Raw genomic sequence first — 22,047 nt, forward strand, 5'->3', positions numbered from 1 at the left:
TCAGGGACTTTGCTTGAAGCGTTTGGCGACGGCGCTGTCGGCGCTCGCCTTCGCGGCGCTGGCCCCTCCCCTCCATGCGGAACATATCGACGTCCGCGCGGCCTTCGTCCGGGCCCCGCATTCGCCCGATACGCTCTCGATTCTGGACGTTCCAGCCGAGGATGACGCAATCGCCGGCGCCCGCCTCGCGGTTGAGGACAACAACACGACGGGCCGTTTTCTCGATCAGTCTTTTTCGATCGACGACGCCCCTGTGGACTCCGGCGCCAGCGCCGTAGCCGCCGTGAAAAGGCTCGTCGATGAGGGCGTGTTCCTGATCCTCGCTGACCTTCCAGGCCCCTCCTTGCTCGAACTCGCCGACGCGATGCGGGACAAGCCGGTCCTGCTGTTCAACATCAGCGCGCCCGAGGACATGCTGCGCGAGGAGAATTGCCGGGCCAATGTCATTCATGTCGCGCCCTCCTATTCGATGCTCGCCGACGGCCTCGCTCAATACCTTGTCTGGAAACAATGGAAACGCTGGCTTTTGATCAAGGGGCCGCACCCTCAAGATGAACTTTACGCTGGCGCCCTTCGCCGCTCCGCCAAAAAATTCGGGGCCAAAATCACGGACGAACGGGTCTATGAAGACACGGGAGGCGGCAGGCGCTCGGATTCGGGTAGCGTGCAAACCCAGAGGCTTGTCCCCGCCGCCACACAGAACGCCGCGCCCTACGACGTTCTCGTCGCCGCCGACGAAAGCGAAGTGTTCGCCAATTACCTCCCCTACCGGACCTTCGACCCTCGCCCGGTCGCGGGATCGGCGGGATTGAAGCCATTGAGCTGGGACGGAAGCCATGAACAATGGGGCGCCATTCAGCTGCAGAACCGCTTTGTCAAACTCGCGGCGCGGCGCATGAACGAGCGCGACAATCAGGCCTGGGTCGCCATGCGGATGATCGGCGAGGCCGTCTCGCGGACAGGATCGGGCGATCCGAAGGTGATCCGCGATTATATCACCGGGCCGGAGTTCGCGATTGCGGCGTTCAAGGGCCAAAAGCAGACCCTGCGTCATTGGAACCAGCAGTTGCGGCAGCCGATCCTGCTCGGCGACGGCAGAATGATCGTCTCGGTTTCGCCGCAAGAGGGTTTTCTTCATCAGACGTCCGAGCTCGACACGCTGGGCTTCGATCAGCCGGAGACAAAATGCAAACTGCCATGATGTTGCGCCGAGGCTGCAAGGCTGCGCCCCGGATCGCCCGCGCCTTCGCGTGCGGCGCCTTGTTTCTCGGCGCCTGGCCCATGGCGTCCGCTTTGGCGTTCACGGCCTATGTTTCGAACGAGAAGGGGAACTCCATATCGGTCATCGACACTGATAAACTGGAGGTCACGCAGACGGTGAAAGTGGGCAGAAGGCCGCGCGGAATCGCCCTCACCCAGGACGGCGGTCAGCTGTTCATCTGCTCCGGCGACGACAACGCCATACAGATCCTCGACACCAAAACCTTGACGATCATCGGTAAGATGCCGTCGGGGGCCGATCCCGAACTCCTCGTCCTCAGTCCCGACGGGAAGCTCCTTTATACCTCCAATGAGAACGACAATCTCGTCACCGCGATCGACGTTGCGACACGCAAGGCGGTCGCCGAGATTCCGGTCGGCGTCGAGCCCGAAGGGATGACTCTAAGCCCCGACGGGAAAGTGCTGGTCAATACGTCCGAAACCACCAATATGGCGCATCTGATCGATACGCAGACGCGCAAGATCTTCGCCAACGTTCTCGTCGACGCCCGGCCGCGCGCAGCGCAATATACGCCGGACGGATCGGAATTATGGGTCACCTCCGAAGTCGGCGGCACGGTCAGCGTCATCGGCGCCGACCACAAGGTCAAACAGAAGATCGCGTTCGCCGTTCCAGGCCTCGCCAAGGAAGCGATTCAGCCGGTCGGACTGCGGTTCACGCCGGACGGATCGAAGGTTTTCGTCGCATTGGGGCCAGCCAACAGGGTGGCCGTGATCGACGTCGCGAGCAAGACGGTCGAAAAATATCTTCTCGTCGGGCAACGTGTCTGGCAGCTCGCGTTTACGCCGGACGGCAAGTTTCTGTATGCGACCAACGGCGTCTCAAATGACGTGTCGGTGATCGACGTGGGCAAACTCAAGGTCGTCAAATCGATTGCGGTCGGTTCGTTTCCCTGGGGCGTCGCGATCGCGAAGGAATGACCTTGCGCGCGATACAATCCGAAGCCGCGACCGACCCCGCCGGCGCCGCCGCCCTTGGCGTCGAGCGCGTGACCCATCATTATGGGAAGCGCAAGGCGCTGGACGATGTCAGCTTCAGCGTCGGGCGGGGGAGTTTCACCGTGCTTCTCGGCCTCAACGGGGCGGGCAAGAGCACGCTTTTTTCGCTGATCACCCGCCTTTACGCGACGCGCTCCGGCTCGATCCGCATTTTCGGTTTCGACGTGAACCGGACGCCCGGCGAAGCGCTCAGGCGTCTTGGCGTCGTGTTTCAGGCGCGAACCCTCGACCTCGATCTGTCGATTTCGCAGAACCTTTCCTATCACGCGGCGCTGCACGGCATTGGCGCGCGCGAATCGAAAGATTTGATCCGCGAGGCCCTGAGTCAGGCGGATATGACCGATCGCGCCGACGAAAAGGCGCGGAGCCTGTCGGGAGGTCAGATGCGGCGGGTTGAAATCGCGCGGGCGCTCCTGCACCGGCCCCGCATGCTCCTTCTCGACGAGCCGACCGTTGGTCTCGACGTCAAGGCGCGCGCGGCGATCGTCGCCCATGTGCGCCGTCTTGTCGTCAGGGAAGGCGTCGGCGTGTTGTGGGCGACCCATCTCATCGACGAGATAGATCCGGGCGACAATGTCGTCGTCCTGCATCGCGGCCGCGTTCTCGATCAGGGAAATGTGCGGGAAGTCGCCGCCCGCGCGGGGGCGCAGGAGATGGGCGCCGCCTTCGCCAGACTGACCGGCGAGGGCGCAGCGGAGGATCCAGCTTGATGGCCAATGCTCACATCAAGGCGGCGGGAGGCGGGTTCCGCCTCGGCCAATACGCGATCTGCCTCAAGGGCATCGTCTGGCGTGAGGCGTTGCGGTTTCTGCATCAACGCGAGCGCTTCGTCTCCGCGCTGGTTCGTCCGCTCGTCTGGCTGTTCATTTTCGCGGCGGGGTTCCGCACGGTCCTCGGCGTGTCGATCATCCCGCCCTACGACACCTATGTGCTCTATGAAGTCTACATCACGCCGGGACTCATGGCGATGATTCAGCTCTTCAACGGGATGCAATCGTCGCTCTCGATGGTTTACGACCGCGAGATGGGCAATATGCGCACGCTCCTCGTCAGTCCTCTGCCGAGGTGGTTCTTGCTGACAAGCAAGCTCGCCGCCGGAACGAGCGTTTCCGTGCTTCAGGTCTACGCGTTTCTCGCGATCGCCTATTTCTGGGAAATCGAACCGCCCACGCCCTGGGGTTATCTCACCGTTCTGCCGGCGCTGATCCTCAGCGGCCTGATGTTCGGCGCGCTGGGAATGCTTCTGTCGTCGCTGATCCGGCAGCTGGAGAATTTCGCCGGGATCATGAATTTCGTGATTTTTCCGATGTTCTTTGCGTCGTCCGCCCTCTATCCGCTGTGGCGGGTCAGGGAGGGGAGCCCCAAACTCGCGTTTTTCTGCGAGCTCAATCCATTCACCCATGCCGTGGAACTGATCCGGTTCGCCTTTTACGAGCAGATCGATCCTTTGGCCCTGGGGGCGGTTCTTGGAGCGACGATTGTTTTTCTGGCGGGCGCGATCCTCGCCTATGATCCTTCGCGCGGCATGCTGATGCGGCGCGAAGGATTGTAAAGGGCGGATGCTACTTTTTCGCGCCGGTCGGACCGAACTGGGCGAGAAAGGCGACAAGGTTTTCGCGATCGGAGTCCTTGGGCAATCCGGCGAAAATCATCTTCGTGCCGGGAACCTTGGATTTCGGGTTCGCGAGATATTCGTTCAGGTTCGTCTCGTCCCAGGTGATGCCGGAATTCTTGTTGGCGTCGGAATAGCTATATCCCTCGACGGCGCCCGTCTTGCGCCCGATAAGCCCGTTCAGCTCCGGGCCGACGAAGTTCTTCGCGCCCTCGCCGATAGCATGGCAGACCTTGCACTTTTGATTGAAGATCGCTTCGCCGGCGGCGACGTCCGCGGCGAAAGCCCCGGCGGCGGATGCTATCCAAGCGGCCGTGGCGGCCATACAGGCAAGTTTCAAACTCATATTCAGTTCCCTTCCCTTTGTGCGGCGGTCTTTCAAGAATGACCCCCGATTTGCTCGTCAATATGACCAGCGCGCCGGAGACCAATATACCTGGCGCGACGATCCATGTATCCTGAGACCATGCCCCAAGACAACCCGAACTCACAAAGAATCAATCCGAACGCAGGACGCCGGGTCGCCGCCGGGCTAGGGGCGCTTTCCCAATTCGGAAGGGCGCTGAGGCTGGCGCGGGGCGCCGCGCTGGGCCTCACGATGGCTTTGAGCGGAAATGCCGACGCTCACGCCGCCGACAAGCTGCGCGTCGCAGCGCAGAAAACCGGCACGCTCGCCTGGGAGCTTGGACTGATCAAATCGCGCGGCCTTGACAAAGCCGCGGACCTCGAGATCGAAGTGACCGAACTCGCCTCCCCCGAAGCCGCGAAAATCGCGCTGGCCGGAGACGCCGTCGACGTCATTCTCACCGATTGGTTATGGGTCGCCCGCGAGCGAAGTCTTGGCGCCAAGCTGGTTTTCGCGCCCTATTCGACCGCGCTCGGAGCCGTGATGGTTCCGGCGAATTCGCCGGTCCTGAGCCTCGCCGATCTGAAGGGCAAGACGATTTCCGTCGCCGGCGGGCCTCTCGACAAGAGCTGGCTGTTGCTGCAGGCGCTTGCGAAAGCCTCGACTTTCGACCTGAAGTCAATCGCGCATGTGATTTACGGCGCCCCGGCGCTACTTTACCAGAAAAGCCTGAACGGCGAAGCGGACGCCAGCCTGAACTTCTGGACCTATTGCGCCAGCCTTGAATCGCGCGGATTCCGGCGTCTGATCGCAATGGATGAGGTCGAAACGCGCCTTGGCGCGAAGGATCGCGTCGCGATGGTCGGCTATGTCTTTTCCGAAGGTTTCGCGCAGCGCGCCCCGAACGCGCTCGAGCGTTTCTTCAAGATCGCGAACGAAGCCAGGGAGACGCTCGTCGGTTCCGACGCCGACTGGGTGGAGATCGGCCGCAAGGCCGGGGTTGAAACCGCCGCGGAACTCGCGCTCTACCGGCGAACCTATGTCGAGGGGATACCGAACCGTTCAATCGACGCCGAATTCGCCGACGCCAGCGCGCTGTATCGCATCCTCTTCAAAGCCGGCGGCGCCGATCTCGTCGGCCCGGCGGCGGAGCTTGATCCCGCGATCTATTATCGCGGCGCCTCCGGTAAACGTGCACCGGAACATTGATCCATGCCCATCCGCCTGGCCTCGCTCCTGGTCCTGCTGGTCCTTTGGCAATGGGGGTCGGGGCTGCTTGGATCCCGCGCGCTTCCCCCGCCTCTCGCGGTGCTGGCCGTCGTGGGCGCGGAAGCGCGTTCGGGGGCGCTTGCCGTCAACCTCGGCGCGACGCTCGCCCGCGTGATCGCATCCTTCACGCTGGCCATGGCGCTTGGCGCGGCGCTCGGCCTCGTCATGGGCAGGAGCAAGATGGCGGATCAGCTTCTCGACCCCTGGCTGATCGTTCTGTTGAATCTGCCGGCGCTGGTCATCATTGTCCTCGCCTATATCTGGGTCGGCCTGAACGAGACCGCCGCCATCGGCGCGGTCGCCCTCAACAAGTTGCCGAATACGGCCGTGACGGTGCGCGAAGGCGCGCGCGCGCTCGATCGCGGTCTTGACGAGATGGCGAGGATTTTCGCCCTTGGCCGGGGAGCACGGCTGCGGCACGTCATCCTGCCGCAACTCGCGCCCTATCTCGCCGCGGCGACGCGATCGGGGCTTTCGCTCGTCTGGAAAATCGTGCTTGTCGTCGAATTGCTCGGGCGTCCCAATGGCGTCGGGTTCGAGATCGGCGTGGCGTTTCAGCTTTTCGACGTGACGCGGCTCCTCGCCTACGCCCTTCCCTTCGTCGGCCTCATGCTGGCGATGGAAACCTTCATCGTCCAACCGATCGAGCGTCATGTCTCCCGCTGGCGGCCGCACCCTGCTTGAAGTCGCCGTCGCCCTGAAGACCCGGCGCGCCGTCTCGGGCGAGTCTCGGGTCGTGCTGCGCGATGTCGGGTTCTCTTTAGGCGAGGGCGAAGTCTGCGCCTTGCTCGGGCCGTCCGGATGCGGCAAGACGACCCTGCTGCGCCTGATCGCCGGGCTCGACAAGGAGTTCGAGGGGGCCGTCACCTTGCCGGCGCGCCGCAGGATCGGGATGGTCTTCCAGGAGCCAAGGCTTCTGCCGTGGCGCAGCGTCGCGGAGAATCTGCGGATCGCGGGCGCGCCGCCGGGCAAAGACCTCGACGCCATCGTCGCGACGCTGGGGCTCGCCGGACATCTTGATCATTTCCCCGGCGAATTGTCGCTGGGCCTCGCCCGCCGCGTCGCCATCGCCCGCGCGTTCGCCATCGCCCCGGACCTGCTTATTCTTGACGAACCCTTCGCCTCGCTCGACGCGATTTTGGCGCGGCGGTTGCGCACGGAGCTGACGAGCCTTGTCGAGAGGCTCAGATCGACGACGCTCATCGTCACGCATGACGTCGACGAGGCGATTTCGCTCGCCGACCGGATCGTGGTCCTGTCGCCGGCGCCCGGCCGCGTGATCGCCGACCGCAGGATCGAAACGCCCCGTCTCGCGCTGACGCCCGAGGCGGCGGCGGACATCAGGGCCGAACTCGCCGCGATGATGGCCGCGGCGCATGGCGGCTAGAGCATATTCCGATCGGATGGAATCAATCCAATCGACAAGAATATGCTCAAGGTTTTGAAACTGGAGCGATTTCTGATCGATCGCATGACTTCATGCGATCGGAAAGCGCTCCGAGCAAAGATCCGCATCGGTGAATGCAGCTTCTTTCCCGGTTCTGGCGAAATTGATGTAGAATCAGCAAAGAACGTTGGGCGGGGACATCGTGCATCCAGACACAATCGAGGCGAGGGCCGCGCTGGAGCGGGTGTTCGGCTTTGCGGATTTCAGGCCGGGGCAGATCGAGGTTCTCGACGCGGTCTTTTCCGGCGAGAATGTCCTCGCCGTCATGCCGACGGGGTCGGGCAAGTCGCTCTGCTACCAATTGCCCGCGATCGTGCGCAAGGGCCTCACGATCGTGGTTTCTCCCCTGATCGCGCTCATGCGTGATCAGGTGCAGCAGCTGGAGCGGCGCGGCGTCGCGGCGGCGGCGCTGCATTCGGCCAATACGGGGCCCGAGAACGCGGCGATCGAGGCGGGGCTCAGGCGAGGCCGCTATCGCCTCGTCTATGTCGCGCCGGAGCGGCTGCTGCGCCCGGATACGCCCGCGCTGCTGCGCGAGGCGGGCGCCAATGCGCTCGCCATCGACGAAGCCCATTGCGTGTCGCAATGGGGGCATGATTTCCGCCCCGAATATCATGGCCTCGCGCAAGCCGCGCAAGCGATCGGCGGCCTTCAACTGATCGCCGTGACGGCGACTGCCGACGCGCCGACCCGCGCGGAGATCGTGCGGACCTTGTTTTCCTCGCCGCCGAGAATCTTCGTTCGATCGTTCGACCGGCCCAACATTCATTTGTCCATGCGCCGCAAGACGAGCGCCGCCCGGCAGGTCGAGGACATGGTGGCGCGCCATAAAGGCCAGAGCGGAATCGTCTATTGCGCCTCACGGAAAGGCGCGGAGGATCTCAGCCGGAGACTTTCGGCCATCGGCGCGCCGGCGCTTCCGTATCACGCCGGGCTCGCCGCCGAAATCAGGTCGGCGCATCAGGACGAATTCTTGCGCTGCGACGGCGTGGTGATTGTCGCGACGGTCGCGTTCGGGATGGGAATCGACAAGCCCGACGTGCGCTTCGTCTGCCACGCCGATCTGCCTCAGAGCGTCGAGGCCTATTACCAGGAAATCGGCCGCGCCGGGCGCGACGGCCTGCCCGCCAAGACGCTGACCTTGTTCAGCGACGGCGACATCCGCCTTCGCGAGCGCCAGATCGCCGAGGGCGACGCGTCGGCGGAACGAAAGCGCGCGGAGCAGCGGAAATTGCAGGCCCTGATCGCCTTGTGCGAATCCCCGCGCTGCCGGCGACAGACCTTGCTCGCCGCCTTTGGCGAGGCGTCGGATCCCTGCGGCAATTGCGACATCTGCGAGGGCCATTGGCCGGTTTTCAATGGCGTCGTCGCCGCCCAGAAAATCATGTCGGCGATCCACCGCACCTCCGGGCGCTTTTTTTCGGGCCATCTCGCCAATCTCCTCGTCGGCAAGGCGACCGACGCGATCAAGCGCCATGGCCACGATCTTCTGCCGACATTCGGTGTCGGCAAGGAATTCGCCGTCAGCGAGTGGCGAAGCATGTTTCATCAGCTGCACGCGTCCGAGTTGATCGCCCAGGACCCCGAGGATCGGGACCGCTGGGTTTTCACCGACGCCGGTCGCGACGTGATCTTGGGCCAGACGCCCCTTACCCTGCGCGGTGAAATCGCGCCGGCGGACGCTCGCGCCGCGACCGGCCCGGGGAGTTCGGCCGCGAGGACTGACGCGTCGCCTGCGCCGCTGACGGCGAGGCAGCACAAGCTGCTGGCGGCGCTGAAGGCCAAACGGCTGGAAATCGCCAGAGCGCAAAAAACGCCTGCGTTCGTCATTCTCCACGACAGCGCGCTGATCGAAATCGCGATCGCGCGGCCGCGGACCCCGGAGGATCTCCAGCGCATTCACGGCGTCGGGCCGGCCAAGGCGAGCCGCTACGGGGCGATGTTCCTCGCGATTGTCCAGGCTCACAGCGAGGCCTCATGAGGCCAGCGCGAGACGTCGCCCGCTCTTTCCTTCGCCAGGGTCTGATCGCGATCGCTCTGGCGGCTTTCTGCTTGAGCCCCGCCGCGGCGGAGTCGCAGCCGCCCATCATTTCCCAGGGCGCGCGTTTTCTTCCCGTCGTCGCCGGCCATGGAATGGCTTCGGCTCAGGAAGGCGCCGCGGCCGAAATCGGGGTCGACGTCCTGCGGCGGGGCGGCAATGCGGTCGATTCGGCGGTCGCCGTCGCCCTCGCTCTCGCGGTCACCTTTCCGCGGGCGGGCAACCTTGGCGGCGGCGGCTTCATGCTGATCTATCTGGCTCATGAAAACAAAACATTGGTCATCGACTATCGCGAGATGGCCCCGGCCGACACGCCGTCGAATGTTTTCCTGAACGAGGCCGGCGAGGCTGATCCGGCCAAATCGCGCGACACGGGCCTCGCCGTCGGGGTGCCGGGGACCGTCGCCGGACTTTGTTTGGCGTTGCGCAAATATGGATCAGGCAAGTTTTCTCTCGCCGAACTGGCGGCCCCCGCGATCGCTCTCGCGCGCGGCGGCGTTCTGGTCGAGGAGGATCTCGCCGACTCGCTTCCTCTTGCGCAACAGCGTCTGCGGCGCTGGCCTTCCTCGGCGCGAATTTTTCTGCGTTCCGACGGTTCGCCGCTCGCGCGCGGCGACAGGCTCGTCCAGCGCGATCTCGCCTCTGTGATCGAGGCCATCGGCGCGCGCGGGGAAAGCGCGTTCTACGAGGGGCCGGTCGCCGAAAAAATCGTCGCGAGCGTGCGGGCGGCCGGCGGCCGAATGACATTGGAGGACCTGAAATCCTATCGCGCGATCGAACGCGAGCCGTTGCGCGGCTCCTACAGAGGCCATGAGATCGTCTCGGTTCCGCCGCCGTCGTCCGGGGGCGTCCACGTGATCGAACTCCTCAATATCCTTGAAGGGTTTCCGCTGGCGGAGCAGGGCGCCAATTCCGCCGCGAGCATTCATCTCGAAGCCGAGGCGATGAAATCCGTCTACGCCGATCGGGCGGCGTATCTCGGCGATCCCGATCAGGTGGAGGTCCCGCTGAAAGGCCTTCTCTCGAAGGCCCATGCCGCGCGATTGCGGCAGGAGATTCCGTTAAGCCGCGCGCGCCGGCCGGATGAAGTCAAGCCGCTTGATCCTGCGCCCTACGAGAGCGATCAGACAACGCATTTCTCCATCGTTGACGCGGCGGGCGACGCGGTGGCGAACACCACCACCTTGAATTTTTCCTATGGTCTCGGGCTCGTCGCCGACGGCGCAGGATTTTTGCTCAACAACGAGTTGGATGATTTCGCCGCCAAGCCCGGCGCGCCGAACGCGTTCGGCCTCGTCGGCGGCGCGGCCAATGCGCCCGCGCCGCGCAAGCGGCCGCTGTCCTCCATGGCGCCGACGATGTTGTTCCACGGCGGCGAACTCGAACTCGTCACCGGATCGCCGGGCGGCTCGCGCATCATCACGATCGTCGCCGGGCTCATTCTCGACCTTGTCGATTTCGGCATGAACCTCGCCGAGGCGACAGCGGCGCCCCGGGTCCATCATCAATGGCTGCCGGCCCAGCTGGAGGTCGAACGCGGCGTCTCCCCGGACACGATCAGGCTGCTGGAGGCGCTCGGTCATAACGTCGCCGTCCGCGGCGCCTGGGGTTCGGCGCAAAGCGTCGCGCGCGCGAACGGAATGCTCCTTGGCGCGGCGGACGCCCGCTCGCGTGGAGCCCGCGCGGCCGGATATTGATCCGCGCCGAACAGCCGCGCGCCAACATTGTCAGTCGCTGGTGGCACCTCGGCGTCCGGCGGGGTGCGTCTTCGCGGATCGCGATCAATTCGATCCTCGAGATTCAGCTTGGCGCAAGTCCTTCCCTTTAACGATTTGTACAGATCGTTCGACGGAGGCGCTCCCTTGGCTTTTGCAATCGGCATGATTGTCGCAATTGGTTGTATGCTTGGCGGCTTCGCCGCCATGGGCGGACATATCTCCGTGATCTGGCAGCCCTGGGAATTCGTCATCATCGGCGGCGTGTCGCTTGGAACCTTCATCGTCGCCAACTCGCTCTCGACGATCAAGGACACCGGCGCAGCGATCAGGGACGCCGTCCTCGATCGTTCCGTCGCCCAGCGCGATTATCTCGACGCCCTCGGGGTCCTTTACACGCTGATGCGGGAATTGCGCGGCAAGGCGCGCAGCGAAGTCGAGCAGCATGTCGACAATCCCACAGAATCGGCGATCTTCAGGAATTTCCCCAAAGTTCTCGCCGACATCGACCTCACGCAATTCATTTGCGACTATTGCCGGTTGATCATCATCGGCAATGCGAAATCCCATGAGATCGAGGCTTTGATGGATGAGGAAATCCAGACCGTCATCCATGACAAGCTCAAGCCGTATCATGCGCTGAGCGCCGTCGCCGACGGACTTCCCGCGATCGGAATCATCGCCGCCGTGCTGGGGGTCGTCAAGGCGATGGGCGCGCTCGACCAATCGCCGGAACTGCTTGGCGGGTTGATCGGCGCGGCGCTCGTTGGCACCTTCGCCGGCATCTTCATGTCCTATGCGCTGGTGGCGCCGCTCGCGCACAAGATCAAGGTCTCGCGGATGCAGCGTTGCAGACTCTACATCATCGTCAAGCAAACGTTGCTCGCGTTCATGAATGGCGCCATGCCGCAGATCGCGCTGGAACACGGGCGCAAGACGATCTCGGCGCATAGCCGCCCTTCGATCGACATGGTGGAGAACGAGACCGTGTCAGGCGGCGGCAAAGCCGCCCAGCAAGCGGCTTGAGCGGCCATGCTGGACAGACCCGTAAACGGCGCAAATCTTAAGGAAGGTCCGGAGCGGCTGCTCGACGCTGTTGGAGTCTCCGTCGACCGGATGCCGATGCTGCATGTCATCTTCGACAAAATGTCGGCGCTATGTTCCGAGAACCTGAGGCGCCTGTCGGCGTCCCCTGCGTTCTTTTCGGTCGATGCGATCGGCACAAGGCGGATCGGGGATTTTCTGGACGCCTACGAAAGCAATGTCGTCATCGGCGTCTTCAATGTCGCGGCGTGGGACTCTCGGATCCTGATCGGGCTTGATTGCAATTTCGTCTTTGCTCTGGCGGAGGCGCTGTTTGGGGGCGATGGCGGAGAATCCGAGCGCCTCGACAAACGTCCGTTTTCCGCTCTCGAGCTGCGGCTGGCGCAAAAGGCGTTTGAACTTCTCGGCAAGGCCATGGAGGCTTCGTTCGCATCCGTCTGCGAGGCGGCCCTCTCTCTGGAGAGGGTTGAGACCCGTCTCGATTTCGCCGTTGTCGCCCCCCGCAACACGTTCGGCGTCGTCACAAGAATGAGGCTTCGGATTCTTGGGCGAAGCGGCGAAATGTTTGTCCTGATCCCGCAGGGAGCGCTGAATTCCATTCGGCCTCATCTTGGGCGTAATCCGTCAGCCGACATGGCCGTCCGCGACCCCGGCTGGACGAAGCAGATCGAAACGGAAATCGGACGACCGAAGTCGCCATCCGGGGCCTGATCGAAGAGCGGCATTTTGTCCTCGGCGACATCGCCGACCTGCGCGTCGGGCAGATCTTCGCCCTGCAGGCGACGATCAAGACGCGCGTGAAGCTCAAGTGCAACGCCGAGCCTTTGTTCTGGTGCAGCCTTGGCCAGGACGCCGGATGCTACACCATGCGCGTCGAGGATTTCATCAACAAGGAACAGGAATTCATCGATGATGTCGCCTCGACCTGACGACGTCGGCGCAAAGCCAAGACCGCGTCCACTCCGCACAAGACAGGGAGCTGACGCGCGGGCCGCAGATATAAAGGCTTCTCATCGAAAGTTCCGTCAACGTTGTAGGCGCCGCAGCGCCGCAGTGACAAGGGGGTCGTCATGTCCGAAGTTGAAAGCGAACCGCAGCGAGAGGATGAGCGCGACATCGCGGCAAAATCTCAAGGGAGCCGCAATCTCGAAACGATATTGCGCCAGAAAGCCGAGACCGCTGGCGCGGAGTCGGCAATCGCCTCCGAGGCGCTTAACTTTTTGTGCCGATTGTGGCGAATGCTGATCGAGGATCTCACTGCCGCGGACAATGATCTGCCCGAAGCGCTGCGGGCGAATCTGGTTTCCATTGGCCTTTGGATCATTAAGGAAACCGACTTGATCCGCTGCGGGAGTTCCGAGAACTTTTGCGGCCTGATTGAGATCTGCGCGACGATCCGGGATGGCTTGAAGTGAGGTGAGCCAATGCATATTTTGCTGCGGGCCGGCGAGAGAATCTACATCAACGGAGCCGTGCTTCGCGCGGATCGGAAAGTCACGCTGGAACTTTTGAACGATGCGGCGTTTCTCCTTCAGGCGCATGTCATGAAGGTTGAGGATGCGACGACGCCGCTCCGCCAACTCTATTTCATCGTGCAGATCATCTTGATGAATCCAACTGATACAGAAGCTGCGCAACAGATGTTCCGGATGTCTGTTCGGATGCTCCTTGAGATCTCGGAACATGGCGCATTATTAGTAGGGCTTCGCGGCGTTAAGGCTCTGGTTGAATCTAACCGAGTGTTCGAAGCGTTAAGGGCGATCCGCACCCTTTTTCCGATCGAAGCCGAAATACTCGCGGCAGGCGCAAAATTATCTCCTACTCAAGCTGCTTAAAAAGCATTCGAGGAAAAGCATCATGTCCGTTAGCAACGTTTCCACTGTGGCGAGCGCCGCTTCCGCCGCTTCATCAAAGACGTCGGCGGCGACCTCGGCCTCATCCACGGTTGATTACAACCAATTTCTGCAGCTTCTGGTCGCAGAGCTTAAAAATCAGGATCCGACAAGTCCGACGGATCCGACGCAATTCATGAGTCAGCTGGCATCTTTCTCATCAGTTGAGCAGCAGGTTCAAACGAACTCCACTCTTAATGCTCTATTGTCCTCACAGGCGACAAATTTGTTAGGCGAGAAGGTGACTTCTTCCGACGGATCAGTCAGTGGAACGGTGGCGTCGCTTCAAACCAACACTGGTGGAAGCGTCACGGCCACACTGACCAATGGCGGCGCAATTGTCATAGGCCCCGGCATTTCGGTGAGTTCTCAATGAATGAAGCCGACGCGCTTGAACTGATCAGGGCGGCCCTTTGGACGATCATTCTGGGCGCAGGTCCTGCTGTCGGCGCCGCAATGGTCGCAGGACTCGTCGTTGCGTTGCTTCAGGCGCTGACTCAGGTACAGGAAATGACTCTGACGTTCGTGCCGAAAATAATCGTGATCTTCATTGTGCTGGCGATTGGGGCTCCCTTTATCGACGGTCAAATCTATTCATTCACAGAGCGCGTCTACTCGCGAATCGAAAAAGGCTTTTAGCCACTGTATTAGAAAATATCAGTGGGAGGGGTTTTCTCCGCCCTCGCCTTTGAACCTCGCATTTTCAAGTTGATCAGGTTCGCCTACGACCTCGGTCATCTTGGGGCAAGCTGAGACTATCAGGCTTTTCACATCCGTTGTTATTTGCGCAACAGTCGATTTCCTCGACTGATGCATCGAGGAGCGCGTATGGCCGACATCTTGTTGCCTCATCCTGGCGCCGTCGAGCGCAAGAGCATAAGAGATGTTGGCTTTGCAGCGGGCATTGTCGCCATACTCTCTATATTCTTCTTGCCGATTCCCGCATTCCTTATAGATCTTGGGCTCGCATTTTCCATTGCGCTCTCGGTCTTGATCCTTATGGTCGCCCTGTGGATCGAGCGCCCTTTGGATTTTTCAGCGTTTCCGACAATTCTGCTCGTCGCGACTCTGCTCCGGCTGGCCCTCAATATCGCGACGACAAGGCTGATCCTGGCGAATGGCGCGGAAGGGCTGACCGCCGCGGGTTATATCATCGGAGGCTTTTCGAAGCTCGTCATGAGCGGCGATTTCGTCATCGGGCTCATCGTATTCGCCATTCTCGTCACGGTAAATTTCGTCGTGATCACGAAGGGCGCCACGCGCATCGCGGAGGTTGGCGCCAGATTTACGCTGGATGCTATTCCCGGCAAGCAGATGGCGATCGATGCGGATCTGTCTGCGGGCCTTATTGACGAAAAGGCGGCGCAACGTCGGCGGCGGGATTTGGAAGAGGAAAGCTCGTTCTTCGGCTCGATGGACGGAGCGTCGAAATTCGTCCGTGGCGATGCGGTGGCCGGTCTGATCATCCTGGCGGTTAATATATTCGGCGGGATCGTCATTGGAGCTACCCGCCACAACATGCCTCTTGGAGAAGCAGCTGACGTCTTCGTCAAGCTTTCGGTGGGCGATGGCCTTGTCTCTCAGATCCCGGCTCTGATCGTCTCGTTAGCTGCTGCCCTGCTCGTCTCCAAAGGGGGCACACGGGGAGCTGCGGAGGAGGCGGTCCTCAATCAACTCATGAAATATCCAAGGGCGCTATTTGTGGCCGCGCTCCTGATGTTTGGCATGGCGATCGTGCCGGGCCTTCCGTTGTTCCCGTTCGCGTTTTTGGGCGGCGTGCTCGCTTTCGTCGGATATGCGGCGCCAAAGCGTCTGTCCAAGGATCGGGAAGCCGAACGCGCCAGGACAGCCGAAGCCGAGGAGCGGACGAGGCTCGAGGCGAAGAACTCGGTCAAGGAATCGATCCGCACCGCCGAACTCGAGCTGTGTCTTGGAAAACAGCTCTCGGCGAGGCTGCTCGCGTCGCACAACGAACTCGCCGTGCGCGTCGCGAAAATGCGGCGTAAATTCGCCCGGCAATACGGGCTCGTGGTTCCTGACATCAAGCTTTCCGACGAATTGGCGCTTCCCGCGAAGGGGTACAGAATCAAAATTCATGGGACAGCGGTTGCGGAACACGAGCTCCGTATCGGTGATCTTATGGTGATCACGGGCGAGGGAGCGCGGCCCGATCTCCCTTGCGATGAAACCCGTGAGCCTGCGTTCGGGATGAAGGCCGTCTGGGTTTCGCAAGCATTCGTCAATGAGCTCAAGCGAGATGGATTTGCTCCGGTTGACAACATGTCGGTTCTGCTCACTCATCTCAGCGAGGTTGTCCGCAATAATCTGGCTCAGCTTCTTTCCTATAAAGACATGCGCGCCCTTCTGGAGCGGCTTGGTCCTGACTACAAGCGGCTCCTCGACGACATTTGTCCGTCTCAGATCTCATTTTCAGGCTTGCAGGCGGTTTTGAAACTGCTGCTTGCCGAACGTGTTTCGATTCGCAACCTCCATCTCATTCTTGAGGCGATCGCGGAGATCACTCCTCATGCGCGGCGAGCGGAGCAAGTCGCCGAACATGTTCGCATGCGAATGGCGCAGCAGATCTGCGGCGATCTCATGGACAAGGGACAACTTAAGGTCTTGCGGCTTGGTCACCGGTGGGATCTTGCGTTTCATCAAAGTCTTAAACGCGACGGCAAAGGGGAAATCATTGAGTTTGATCTTGATCCCGCGATGGTCGAAGAGTTCAGCAGCGACGCTTCGGCTGTGATTCGCAGAACAATGGATCAAGGGCATCAGTTCGTCCTCGTCATAACGCCGGAGGCGCGCCCCTACGTCAGGATGGTCGTCGAACGTCTTTTTGCAACTTTGCCCGTGCTCTCTCATCTCGAGATCGCAAGGGGCGCCGAAATCAAATCGCTCGGGATGATTTCGTGACGCAAATCGGGACGGACGCCGTTTTGGCCGCCTTCACGATTTTCTGCCGCATTGGCGCCTGCCTCATGTTGATGCCCGGGCTTTCGAGCGCGCGCGTTCCGGTGAACGTCAGATTGTTTCTGGCCTTCGCCGTAGCTCTTGCGTTCGTCCCTCTCTTGTCCGTGGAAATCGAAGCTCGGTTGGCTGGGTTAAATCCTGTCAATCTCACGCTCATCATTATGTCAGAGCTCTTGATTGGAGCCACTATCGGATTCTTGAGACGAATTTATTTTGGATCCCTCGAAACGCTCGCGTCCGTCGTCGCGATGTCGATCGGCCTCTCCAGTCCAATCGCGTCTGTGGTTGGCGAAGGCGAGTCAAATCCGGCGGTGGCCTCCCTGTTGACATTGGCGGCGACGACAATTTTCTTTGTTTCGATCTGCAATGGGAAGTTGTCCGCGGATTGCTCTCATCGTACGCCGCGCTTCCGGTGGCCGGAGAATTTAAGACGCAATTCGACTTGATTGCAGTGGGTGAGTGCCTCTCAAGGTCTTTTATCCTGACGCTCAGAATCAGCAGTCCGTTCATCGTCTATGCCTTGATCGTCAATTTGGCGGTCGGGCTTGCATCGAAACTGACGCCTCAAATACCGCTCTATTTTGTGACGGTTCCAGCTGTAGCATACGGTGGGCTGTGGTTGCTTTACGCGACCTGTAAGCCCTTCCTGGAACTGTTTCTGGCGGGTTTTTCCGCATGGCTGGAAAAGGGGTAGTCAAGAGTGACATGTTCGAAAGGCCAGTGGTGAAAGCCCGTCCTTGGCTGGCGCACGCGCGAGAACGAGGAGGCCGTCGTGAATGAGCGGCTTCAAAAGGCGAGGCGCCTCCATGCCGTACAGAGCGAAATCGATCGCCTGGCGGATTGGCGCCTGATCGAGATTGCTCGCGAGCGCGCGCTCTTGGACGAACGGCGGCGGACGCTCGTCGCGTTTCTTGATGCCGAATCGGCATTCGCCGCGCCTTTCGCCGTGACGATGATGCAACGACTCCACCGGCTGGAGGAGCGCCGGGCGACGTTGAAGGAGGAAATGGAAGCGCTAAGCCGTCGCCGGCTGGAGGAGCGCCGTCGGCTTCGCCGGGCGCAACAGATGGTCCGGAACCTGACGGATGAAACGCGGCGGCTCGATGACAAGCAGGCTCTGCTTGATGCTGTCGAGTCCGCGGCCGGCGCACAAGTTTGCGGCAAGGCGAAGGTGTGATTGTGTATTTGTTTCCGCTGTTTCGGAGAATCGAACATTGTCGATCAAACCGCCTTCGGACATTGTCCTTGATGTTGCTCGAGCGGCTGATCCCGCCAGGTCTCTTGCTGCGACGGCGAAGCTGACGCGGATCGGTGAGGATGGCTCTGGCGCCGCTTTCGCCAGCGTCCTGGGGGCGGCGTCAGGCGGAGAGGGCGGCCAAGCCGAACTTCGTACCCAACTTGATCTCATCGGCGGCGCTACGGCAGCCGCGCCGCCTGTCGGATCCGGAAAGGCCTCCGGTGTGAAAGCCTACAAGGGGCTCGAACAGCTCGTCCTCCAACATCTCGTGGAAAACCTTCTCCCGAAGGACAGCGGGTTCTTCGGCCAGGGGTCGGCCGGCGACATTTGGAAATCCATGCTCGCGGAGCAGCTCGCGGGGCAGATCGGGAAAAGCGTCAATCTTGGCTTGGGCGAGGCGACTTTAACCGGACCGGGCGGTTCAGCGGCGCGAACGCGCTTGGGCGCGCCGGGGTGATTCTTTTTGCCGGCCTCGTCATTTCAAACTCGCACGCCTGATGAGCCTGATATTCCCGCGTCAATACGATAAGCGCACGCACCGGGCGCTTGACGGCCTTCCGGCGTCATCTGGCGCCGCCTGGCCTTATGAGGCGAAAGAGATGTGGAACGACCGGGACACCGAGGCAAACGCGGCGCAAGGCGAGCTCCGAATCATTCTCAACGCCTTCATCAATTCTGTGGAGCGGCTGGAAGAGGTGCTGGAACACGAAACGATCCTGTTGAAACAGCACAAGCCGATTGCGTTGTACGATTTCAATCATAAAAAAAGCCATGGTCTTCTCGAGTTCAGTCGCGCGATGATCGCATTGCGCGCGCTCGATCCAGCTGCGGCCGATTCGACTGCGAACGCGCCCTTGATCAGACTGCGGTCGAAGCTGAATGAAAATCTCACGATCCTGCAGACGCATCTAGAGGCCGTCGGCGCGGTGGCGGCTTCCATCGCGCGCGCCATACAAGAGCACGATTCGGATGGAACATATTCTCAAAGCATCAATACCAACGGGCGCCAGCGATGATACGCCTCATCGCGACGGCCGTCTGGGTCTGCATCGTGACCGCCGCCTCGGCCTATGTGAGCGGGACATGGAGGCGAGGATCGGACGAATCTACAATCACTTCAAGTTCAGCTGCTGGGATAGGACGCAAGACAACGCCTCCCATAAACGTTCCTATTATCATCAACGGCGCGGTTGAGGGCTATGTTACGGCGCAATTCGTTTACCTGGTGGACGTGAAGGCGCTTAAGCAGGTTTCGATCGAGCCCGACGCATTCGTCGCCGATGAAGCGTTTCGGATTTGTATTCCGAGCCATTTGATTTCGGCCACATCGAAAAATATGACTTGTCGGGACTGACCAGAAGTCTCGCCGATCGCGTCAACAGGCGGCTTGGCGACGACATCATCAAGGACGTGCTTGTGGGGGAATTCAACTACGTTCCAAAAGCCGAAATTTCGAAATGACGGCGCACGCCGCGGCTGTGGCGTTTTTGGTGGACGCGCGGCCGGGCGAAGGTCTTGGGTGATTGAATCCGAAGGTTTTGGGCGATTGAATGCGGCGGCGACAGTGGCGCCGCGACGCCTCGACGAAAGGCGCAATGTCTCGACGAGAGTGAAGGAGTAGATATGTATCTCAACAGGCTTTCATGGGTGGGATTGATGATTGTGACTCTGGGCTGGACGATGCTCCTTTCAGCCCCAAGGCTTGGGGAGCTGTTCGCTCTTTGGGGGCATCCAATGGAGGCGCCGTCGCGCTTCGACATGATTGCTCAGATCTTGATCTTGAGCGGGTTCGGGGCGGCGATCCTGGGGGTCTTGCAAACCGGCTTCGGCGCATTGAACAAATTTTTCGAAGCGGTGCTCGCCCGGACGACGCAATCATCCGGAAAAGCAGGGGATCAACCGCTCGCGCGCCAAAGGCAGATCGTGGAGCGAGGCTGGGTCAAGGACCGCGCCTACGTTCTCTTCACGGACGGCGCCGTCGAGGTCGAGACCATGCTGGGGAGGCGTCATTTTCCCTCGCTCCAGGAAGCGAAGGAATTCATCGCGTGATCATTTCGCTCTGATCAGGTCATTTCAAAACTGGCGTTGCACGGAACGCTTCACGAGGTGGTCTCGACATGACGCGGAACAAAATGAAGAGTCGCTTGGCGTCGCGGATGATGGTCGAAGGGGCGGAGACGCGGCCGGGCGGCGTCCTTGGAGCGAAGAAGCGCCTGGGTCCAAGCAGAATGTTTTCCGCTGTCCGGACGATGAAGGAATGCGGCCCTGACGCGTCCGCCGATCGAGGGCTTGCCGCGGCAGGGGTGGGCGCGGCGATGGTGGCGGCAAGTTTTGCCGGCTATATGATCGCAACGGAAAGCGGCCCGGACAGCGTCAAGGCGGGGGAGCGCAGGATCCTTGGCGCCGCGCTCGCCAAACCACGGGACGCAATGCCGGACTTAAGTCGCACCGGCGGTGAAGCCGAGCCTTTCGATTTTGATGCGACGGGTTCGATCATTCGAGGGCGCGACGAGGCCGCGGTCGAAGCGAGGCGAGATATCCTGCCCGCCATCAAGGCCGACGGCGCCAAATCCAACCCGCCTGGCGTCGCGCCAAGCTATGTATTGCGTTTCGTCCACAAGGGCGTCGCGATCGTGCAATCAGGAGGAAAGTCCTACGTCGTGGCTCCGGGCGCGTCGCTGCCTCAAGCGGGACGCGTTCTCTCGATCGACAAGCGCGCCGGCAGGTGGGTCGTCGTCGCCGAGGCCGGGTTGATCGTCGAGGCGCGCTGATCTTGCGTTGGGCCGCCGTCGATCATGTGATCCGCGAAAGGCCGCTGTTTGGCTATTCCCCGGAAGGCGCGGCGGCGGGGCGAGGGGTAGGCGCCGTGATTTCGCTTCTTTGGGTCTATTGAGTTGCGCCGATGCCTGCCGGCGAACGCTCGCGGCGGCGAGGCATTTTTCCTCTGGAGTCCAATCGATAAACCCGGTTAAAAGTCCAGCGCGAGACATCGCAGTCAGACGTTTCCGCAATCTGTGACTTATGCGGCGGACCGCCGTTCCGCCTTCAGGGAGAAAGCCGATGCATATCAAGAAAGCGCTCAGCTTGGCCGACGCCAAGCAGATCGCTGCCGCTTCCGAGGAGGAGGCGCGCAACAATCAGTGGAGCGTGACGATCGCCATTCTCGACGACGGCGGCAACCTTTTGTACCTGCAGCGGATGGACGATGCTCCCGTGGGGTCGATCGTCGTCGCGCAGAAAAAGGCGCGCACCGCTTTCCTGTTCAAACGTTCGACCAAGAGTCTCGAGGAAGTCATCGCGGGAGGCCGATCGGCGATGCTGGCCCTGCCGGGAGCGACACCAATCGAAGGCGGTTTGCCGCTGCTGAACGATGGCCATATTGTTGGCTCGATCGGCGTTTCGGGGGTCCAGTCACCGCAGGATGCGCAAGTCGCGCGGGCGGGCGTCGATGTGGCGGCGAAGCTGTAGAGGCTGTCGCCCGTCGCCGGCCATGAGTCGGGGGGATGCGCAAGCGTTCGGCTTCGTGGCGAGGCTCGGAGCGTGACGCAGAAAAAGACGGAACCCGGTTTTCGCGGCCGCCGTTTGCGCCTTCGGCTGTCGCGAAACAAGGATCAGAGTTCAGAAGGATCAGACTTCCGATGAATATCGGGACGGGCTTCATCTGAAGTCGTTCAGAGCTTTTGGACGGATTGATCCGGCGCGCCCTGAATCCGTCTAGCCGGAGCGCTTTCCGATCGCATGAAGTCATGCGATCGATCAGAAATCGCTCCAGAGTCAAAGACTATGCTCTATACGCCGCCTTTCGGGGTGGGGGCGCCGGATCACGGAGGATCGCGCCGCAGCCACGTCATCGTAACGAACGCGCCGATCCAGGAGCCCATCGCGGCGAAAATCACGTAGATCGCATGCTGCGTGTAGCTGATCACGGCGAAGGCGGAGAGCATATACCAGATCCCGCTCCAGTTCGCCGCCCAGAGCCGTTTTCTCGCCACAACAGCCGATGTGAACATCACATAAGCCGCATCAGTCACGGCAGTGCAGGCCAGAACCCCGAAAGCCACCAGCGGATCAATCGTAAGGTTCATTTCATTTCCCCTGACGATTCGTCAGCGTTTTAGCATAGCATTGTATGGGAATGAGCGTAAGCCGCGCAATTCAAGCGGCCTCGCATGTCCCGCGCGGGAAGGCGGC

Annotated in this window: 26 protein-coding genes and 1 pseudogene; 25 read left to right on the forward strand and 2 right to left on the reverse strand. The window is 61.3% G+C overall.

Features of this window, described 5'->3' with window-relative positions; translation table 11 throughout:
* Positions 1–13 precede the first annotated feature (13 nt).
* From BM177_RS02305 to BM177_RS02320, 4 genes are read left to right on the forward strand one after another with little or no spacing between them, the layout of a single operon-like run.
* Complete coding sequence (locus BM177_RS02305; RefSeq protein ID WP_425284350.1) at positions 14–1,201, forward strand: ABC transporter substrate-binding protein; 1,188 nt, start codon at positions 14–16, stop codon at positions 1,199–1,201.
* Positions 1,186–2,202 carry a PQQ-dependent catabolism-associated beta-propeller protein gene (locus BM177_RS02310; RefSeq protein ID WP_425284351.1) on the forward strand — a complete coding sequence of 339 codons (1,017 nt, stop codon included), beginning with the start codon at positions 1,186–1,188 and terminating at the stop codon, positions 2,200–2,202. Before BM177_RS02305 ends, BM177_RS02310 begins: the two co-directional genes overlap by 16 nt.
* Entirely contained in the window at positions 2,199–2,990 is a 792-nt protein-coding gene (locus BM177_RS02315; RefSeq protein WP_091676927.1) for an ABC transporter ATP-binding protein, read from the forward strand. Before BM177_RS02310 ends, BM177_RS02315 begins: the two co-directional genes overlap by 4 nt.
* Positions 2,990–3,832 carry an ABC transporter permease gene (locus tag BM177_RS02320; RefSeq protein ID WP_091676931.1) on the forward strand — a complete coding sequence of 281 codons (843 nt, stop codon included), beginning with the start codon at positions 2,990–2,992 and terminating at the stop codon, positions 3,830–3,832. The genes BM177_RS02315 and BM177_RS02320 overlap by 1 nt, the downstream gene beginning before the upstream one ends.
* A gap of 10 nt (positions 3,833–3,842) precedes the next feature.
* On the opposite strand, the gene BM177_RS02325 is transcribed toward BM177_RS02320, so the two are convergent.
* Positions 3,843–4,238, reverse strand: coding sequence for a c-type cytochrome (locus BM177_RS02325; protein ID WP_091677537.1), 396 nt, complete (start codon positions 4,236–4,238; stop codon positions 3,843–3,845).
* Positions 4,239–4,343: 105 nt separating this feature from the next.
* On the opposite strand from BM177_RS02325, the gene BM177_RS02330 reads away from it, so the two are divergent.
* The 21 genes and pseudogenes from BM177_RS02330 (at position 4,344) to BM177_RS02425 (ending at position 21,324) form a co-directional block, all read left to right on the forward strand.
* Positions 4,344–5,447, forward strand: coding sequence for an ABC transporter substrate-binding protein (locus tag BM177_RS02330; protein WP_244532035.1), 1,104 nt, complete (start codon positions 4,344–4,346; stop codon positions 5,445–5,447).
* A gap of 3 nt (positions 5,448–5,450) precedes the next feature.
* Positions 5,451–6,191, forward strand: a complete 741-nt coding sequence (locus BM177_RS02335; protein ID WP_091676934.1) for an ABC transporter permease — start codon at positions 5,451–5,453, stop codon at positions 6,189–6,191.
* The gene (locus tag BM177_RS02340) at positions 6,160–6,894 is read left to right on the forward strand and encodes an ABC transporter ATP-binding protein (protein WP_091676938.1); all 735 of its coding nucleotides are present in this window, start codon (positions 6,160–6,162) and stop codon (positions 6,892–6,894) included. The genes BM177_RS02335 and BM177_RS02340 overlap by 32 nt, the downstream gene beginning before the upstream one ends.
* A gap of 202 nt (positions 6,895–7,096) precedes the next feature.
* Positions 7,097–8,935 (forward strand): DNA helicase RecQ, encoded by a 1,839-nt coding sequence (gene recQ, locus BM177_RS02345; RefSeq protein WP_210185875.1) that lies wholly within the window; start codon positions 7,097–7,099, stop codon positions 8,933–8,935.
* Positions 8,932–10,689 carry a gamma-glutamyltransferase gene (ggt, locus tag BM177_RS02350; protein WP_091676941.1) on the forward strand — a complete coding sequence of 586 codons (1,758 nt, stop codon included), beginning with the start codon at positions 8,932–8,934 and terminating at the stop codon, positions 10,687–10,689. Before recQ ends, ggt begins: the two co-directional genes overlap by 4 nt.
* 165 nt (positions 10,690–10,854) lie before the next feature.
* Entirely contained in the window at positions 10,855–11,733 is an 879-nt protein-coding gene (gene motA, locus BM177_RS02355; protein WP_091676946.1) for a flagellar motor stator protein MotA, read from the forward strand.
* A 6-nt stretch (positions 11,734–11,739) separates the two neighbouring features.
* Positions 11,740–12,462 (forward strand): flagellar motor switch protein FliM, encoded by a 723-nt coding sequence (locus BM177_RS02360; RefSeq protein ID WP_244532036.1) that lies wholly within the window; start codon positions 11,740–11,742, stop codon positions 12,460–12,462.
* 29 nt (positions 12,463–12,491) lie between these two features.
* Positions 12,492–12,680, forward strand: a complete 189-nt coding sequence (locus tag BM177_RS20465; protein ID WP_244532061.1) for a FliM/FliN family flagellar motor C-terminal domain-containing protein — start codon at positions 12,492–12,494, stop codon at positions 12,678–12,680.
* 309 nt (positions 12,681–12,989) lie between these two features.
* Positions 12,990–13,166, forward strand: a complete 177-nt coding sequence (locus tag BM177_RS21080; RefSeq protein WP_425284352.1) for a flagellar biosynthesis regulator FlaF — start codon at positions 12,990–12,992, stop codon at positions 13,164–13,166.
* 9 nt (positions 13,167–13,175) lie between these two features.
* On the forward strand, positions 13,176–13,586 hold the full coding sequence (flbT, locus tag BM177_RS02370; protein ID WP_091676955.1) for a flagellar biosynthesis repressor FlbT: 411 nt from the start codon (positions 13,176–13,178) through the stop codon (positions 13,584–13,586).
* Between the two features lie 22 nt (positions 13,587–13,608).
* Entirely contained in the window at positions 13,609–14,019 is a 411-nt protein-coding gene (flgD, locus tag BM177_RS02375) for a flagellar hook assembly protein FlgD (protein ID WP_091676958.1), read from the forward strand.
* A complete protein-coding gene (fliQ, locus tag BM177_RS02380; protein ID WP_091676963.1) occupies positions 14,016–14,282 on the forward strand; it encodes a flagellar biosynthesis protein FliQ in 267 nt (88 codons plus the stop codon). The genes flgD and fliQ overlap by 4 nt, the downstream gene beginning before the upstream one ends.
* A gap of 189 nt (positions 14,283–14,471) precedes the next feature.
* Positions 14,472–16,562 (forward strand): flagellar biosynthesis protein FlhA, encoded by a 2,091-nt coding sequence (gene flhA / locus BM177_RS02385; protein WP_091676966.1) that lies wholly within the window; start codon positions 14,472–14,474, stop codon positions 16,560–16,562.
* 71 nt (positions 16,563–16,633) lie between these two features.
* Positions 16,634–17,313, forward strand: a pseudogene (locus tag BM177_RS02390) (flagellar biosynthetic protein FliR).
* 78 nt (positions 17,314–17,391) lie between these two features.
* The gene (locus BM177_RS19405; RefSeq protein WP_139223478.1) at positions 17,392–17,796 is read left to right on the forward strand and encodes a hypothetical protein; all 405 of its coding nucleotides are present in this window, start codon (positions 17,392–17,394) and stop codon (positions 17,794–17,796) included.
* A gap of 37 nt (positions 17,797–17,833) precedes the next feature.
* Positions 17,834–18,313 carry a rod-binding protein gene (locus BM177_RS02400; RefSeq protein WP_175492460.1) on the forward strand — a complete coding sequence of 160 codons (480 nt, stop codon included), beginning with the start codon at positions 17,834–17,836 and terminating at the stop codon, positions 18,311–18,313.
* Positions 18,314–18,353: 40 nt separating this feature from the next.
* A complete protein-coding gene (locus BM177_RS02405; protein WP_091676979.1) occupies positions 18,354–18,872 on the forward strand; it encodes a hypothetical protein in 519 nt (172 codons plus the stop codon).
* A gap of 280 nt (positions 18,873–19,152) precedes the next feature.
* Positions 19,153–19,317, forward strand: a complete 165-nt coding sequence (locus BM177_RS19895; protein ID WP_175492461.1) for a hypothetical protein — start codon at positions 19,153–19,155, stop codon at positions 19,315–19,317.
* A 162-nt stretch (positions 19,318–19,479) separates the two neighbouring features.
* Positions 19,480–19,905 carry a hypothetical protein gene (locus BM177_RS02415; protein ID WP_139223479.1) on the forward strand — a complete coding sequence of 142 codons (426 nt, stop codon included), beginning with the start codon at positions 19,480–19,482 and terminating at the stop codon, positions 19,903–19,905.
* A gap of 83 nt (positions 19,906–19,988) precedes the next feature.
* Entirely contained in the window at positions 19,989–20,627 is a 639-nt protein-coding gene (locus tag BM177_RS02420; protein ID WP_139223480.1) for a hypothetical protein, read from the forward strand.
* A gap of 289 nt (positions 20,628–20,916) precedes the next feature.
* Positions 20,917–21,324 carry a GlcG/HbpS family heme-binding protein gene (locus BM177_RS02425; protein WP_091676994.1) on the forward strand — a complete coding sequence of 136 codons (408 nt, stop codon included), beginning with the start codon at positions 20,917–20,919 and terminating at the stop codon, positions 21,322–21,324.
* Between the two features lie 353 nt (positions 21,325–21,677).
* On the opposite strand, the gene BM177_RS02430 is transcribed toward BM177_RS02425, so the two are convergent.
* Entirely contained in the window at positions 21,678–21,941 is a 264-nt protein-coding gene (locus BM177_RS02430; protein ID WP_091676997.1) for a hypothetical protein, read from the reverse strand.
* Positions 21,942–22,047 lie beyond the last annotated feature (106 nt).

Source organism: Methylocapsa palsarum (genome assembly GCF_900114285.1).
GTDB lineage: Bacteria > Pseudomonadota > Alphaproteobacteria > Rhizobiales > Beijerinckiaceae > Methylocapsa > Methylocapsa palsarum.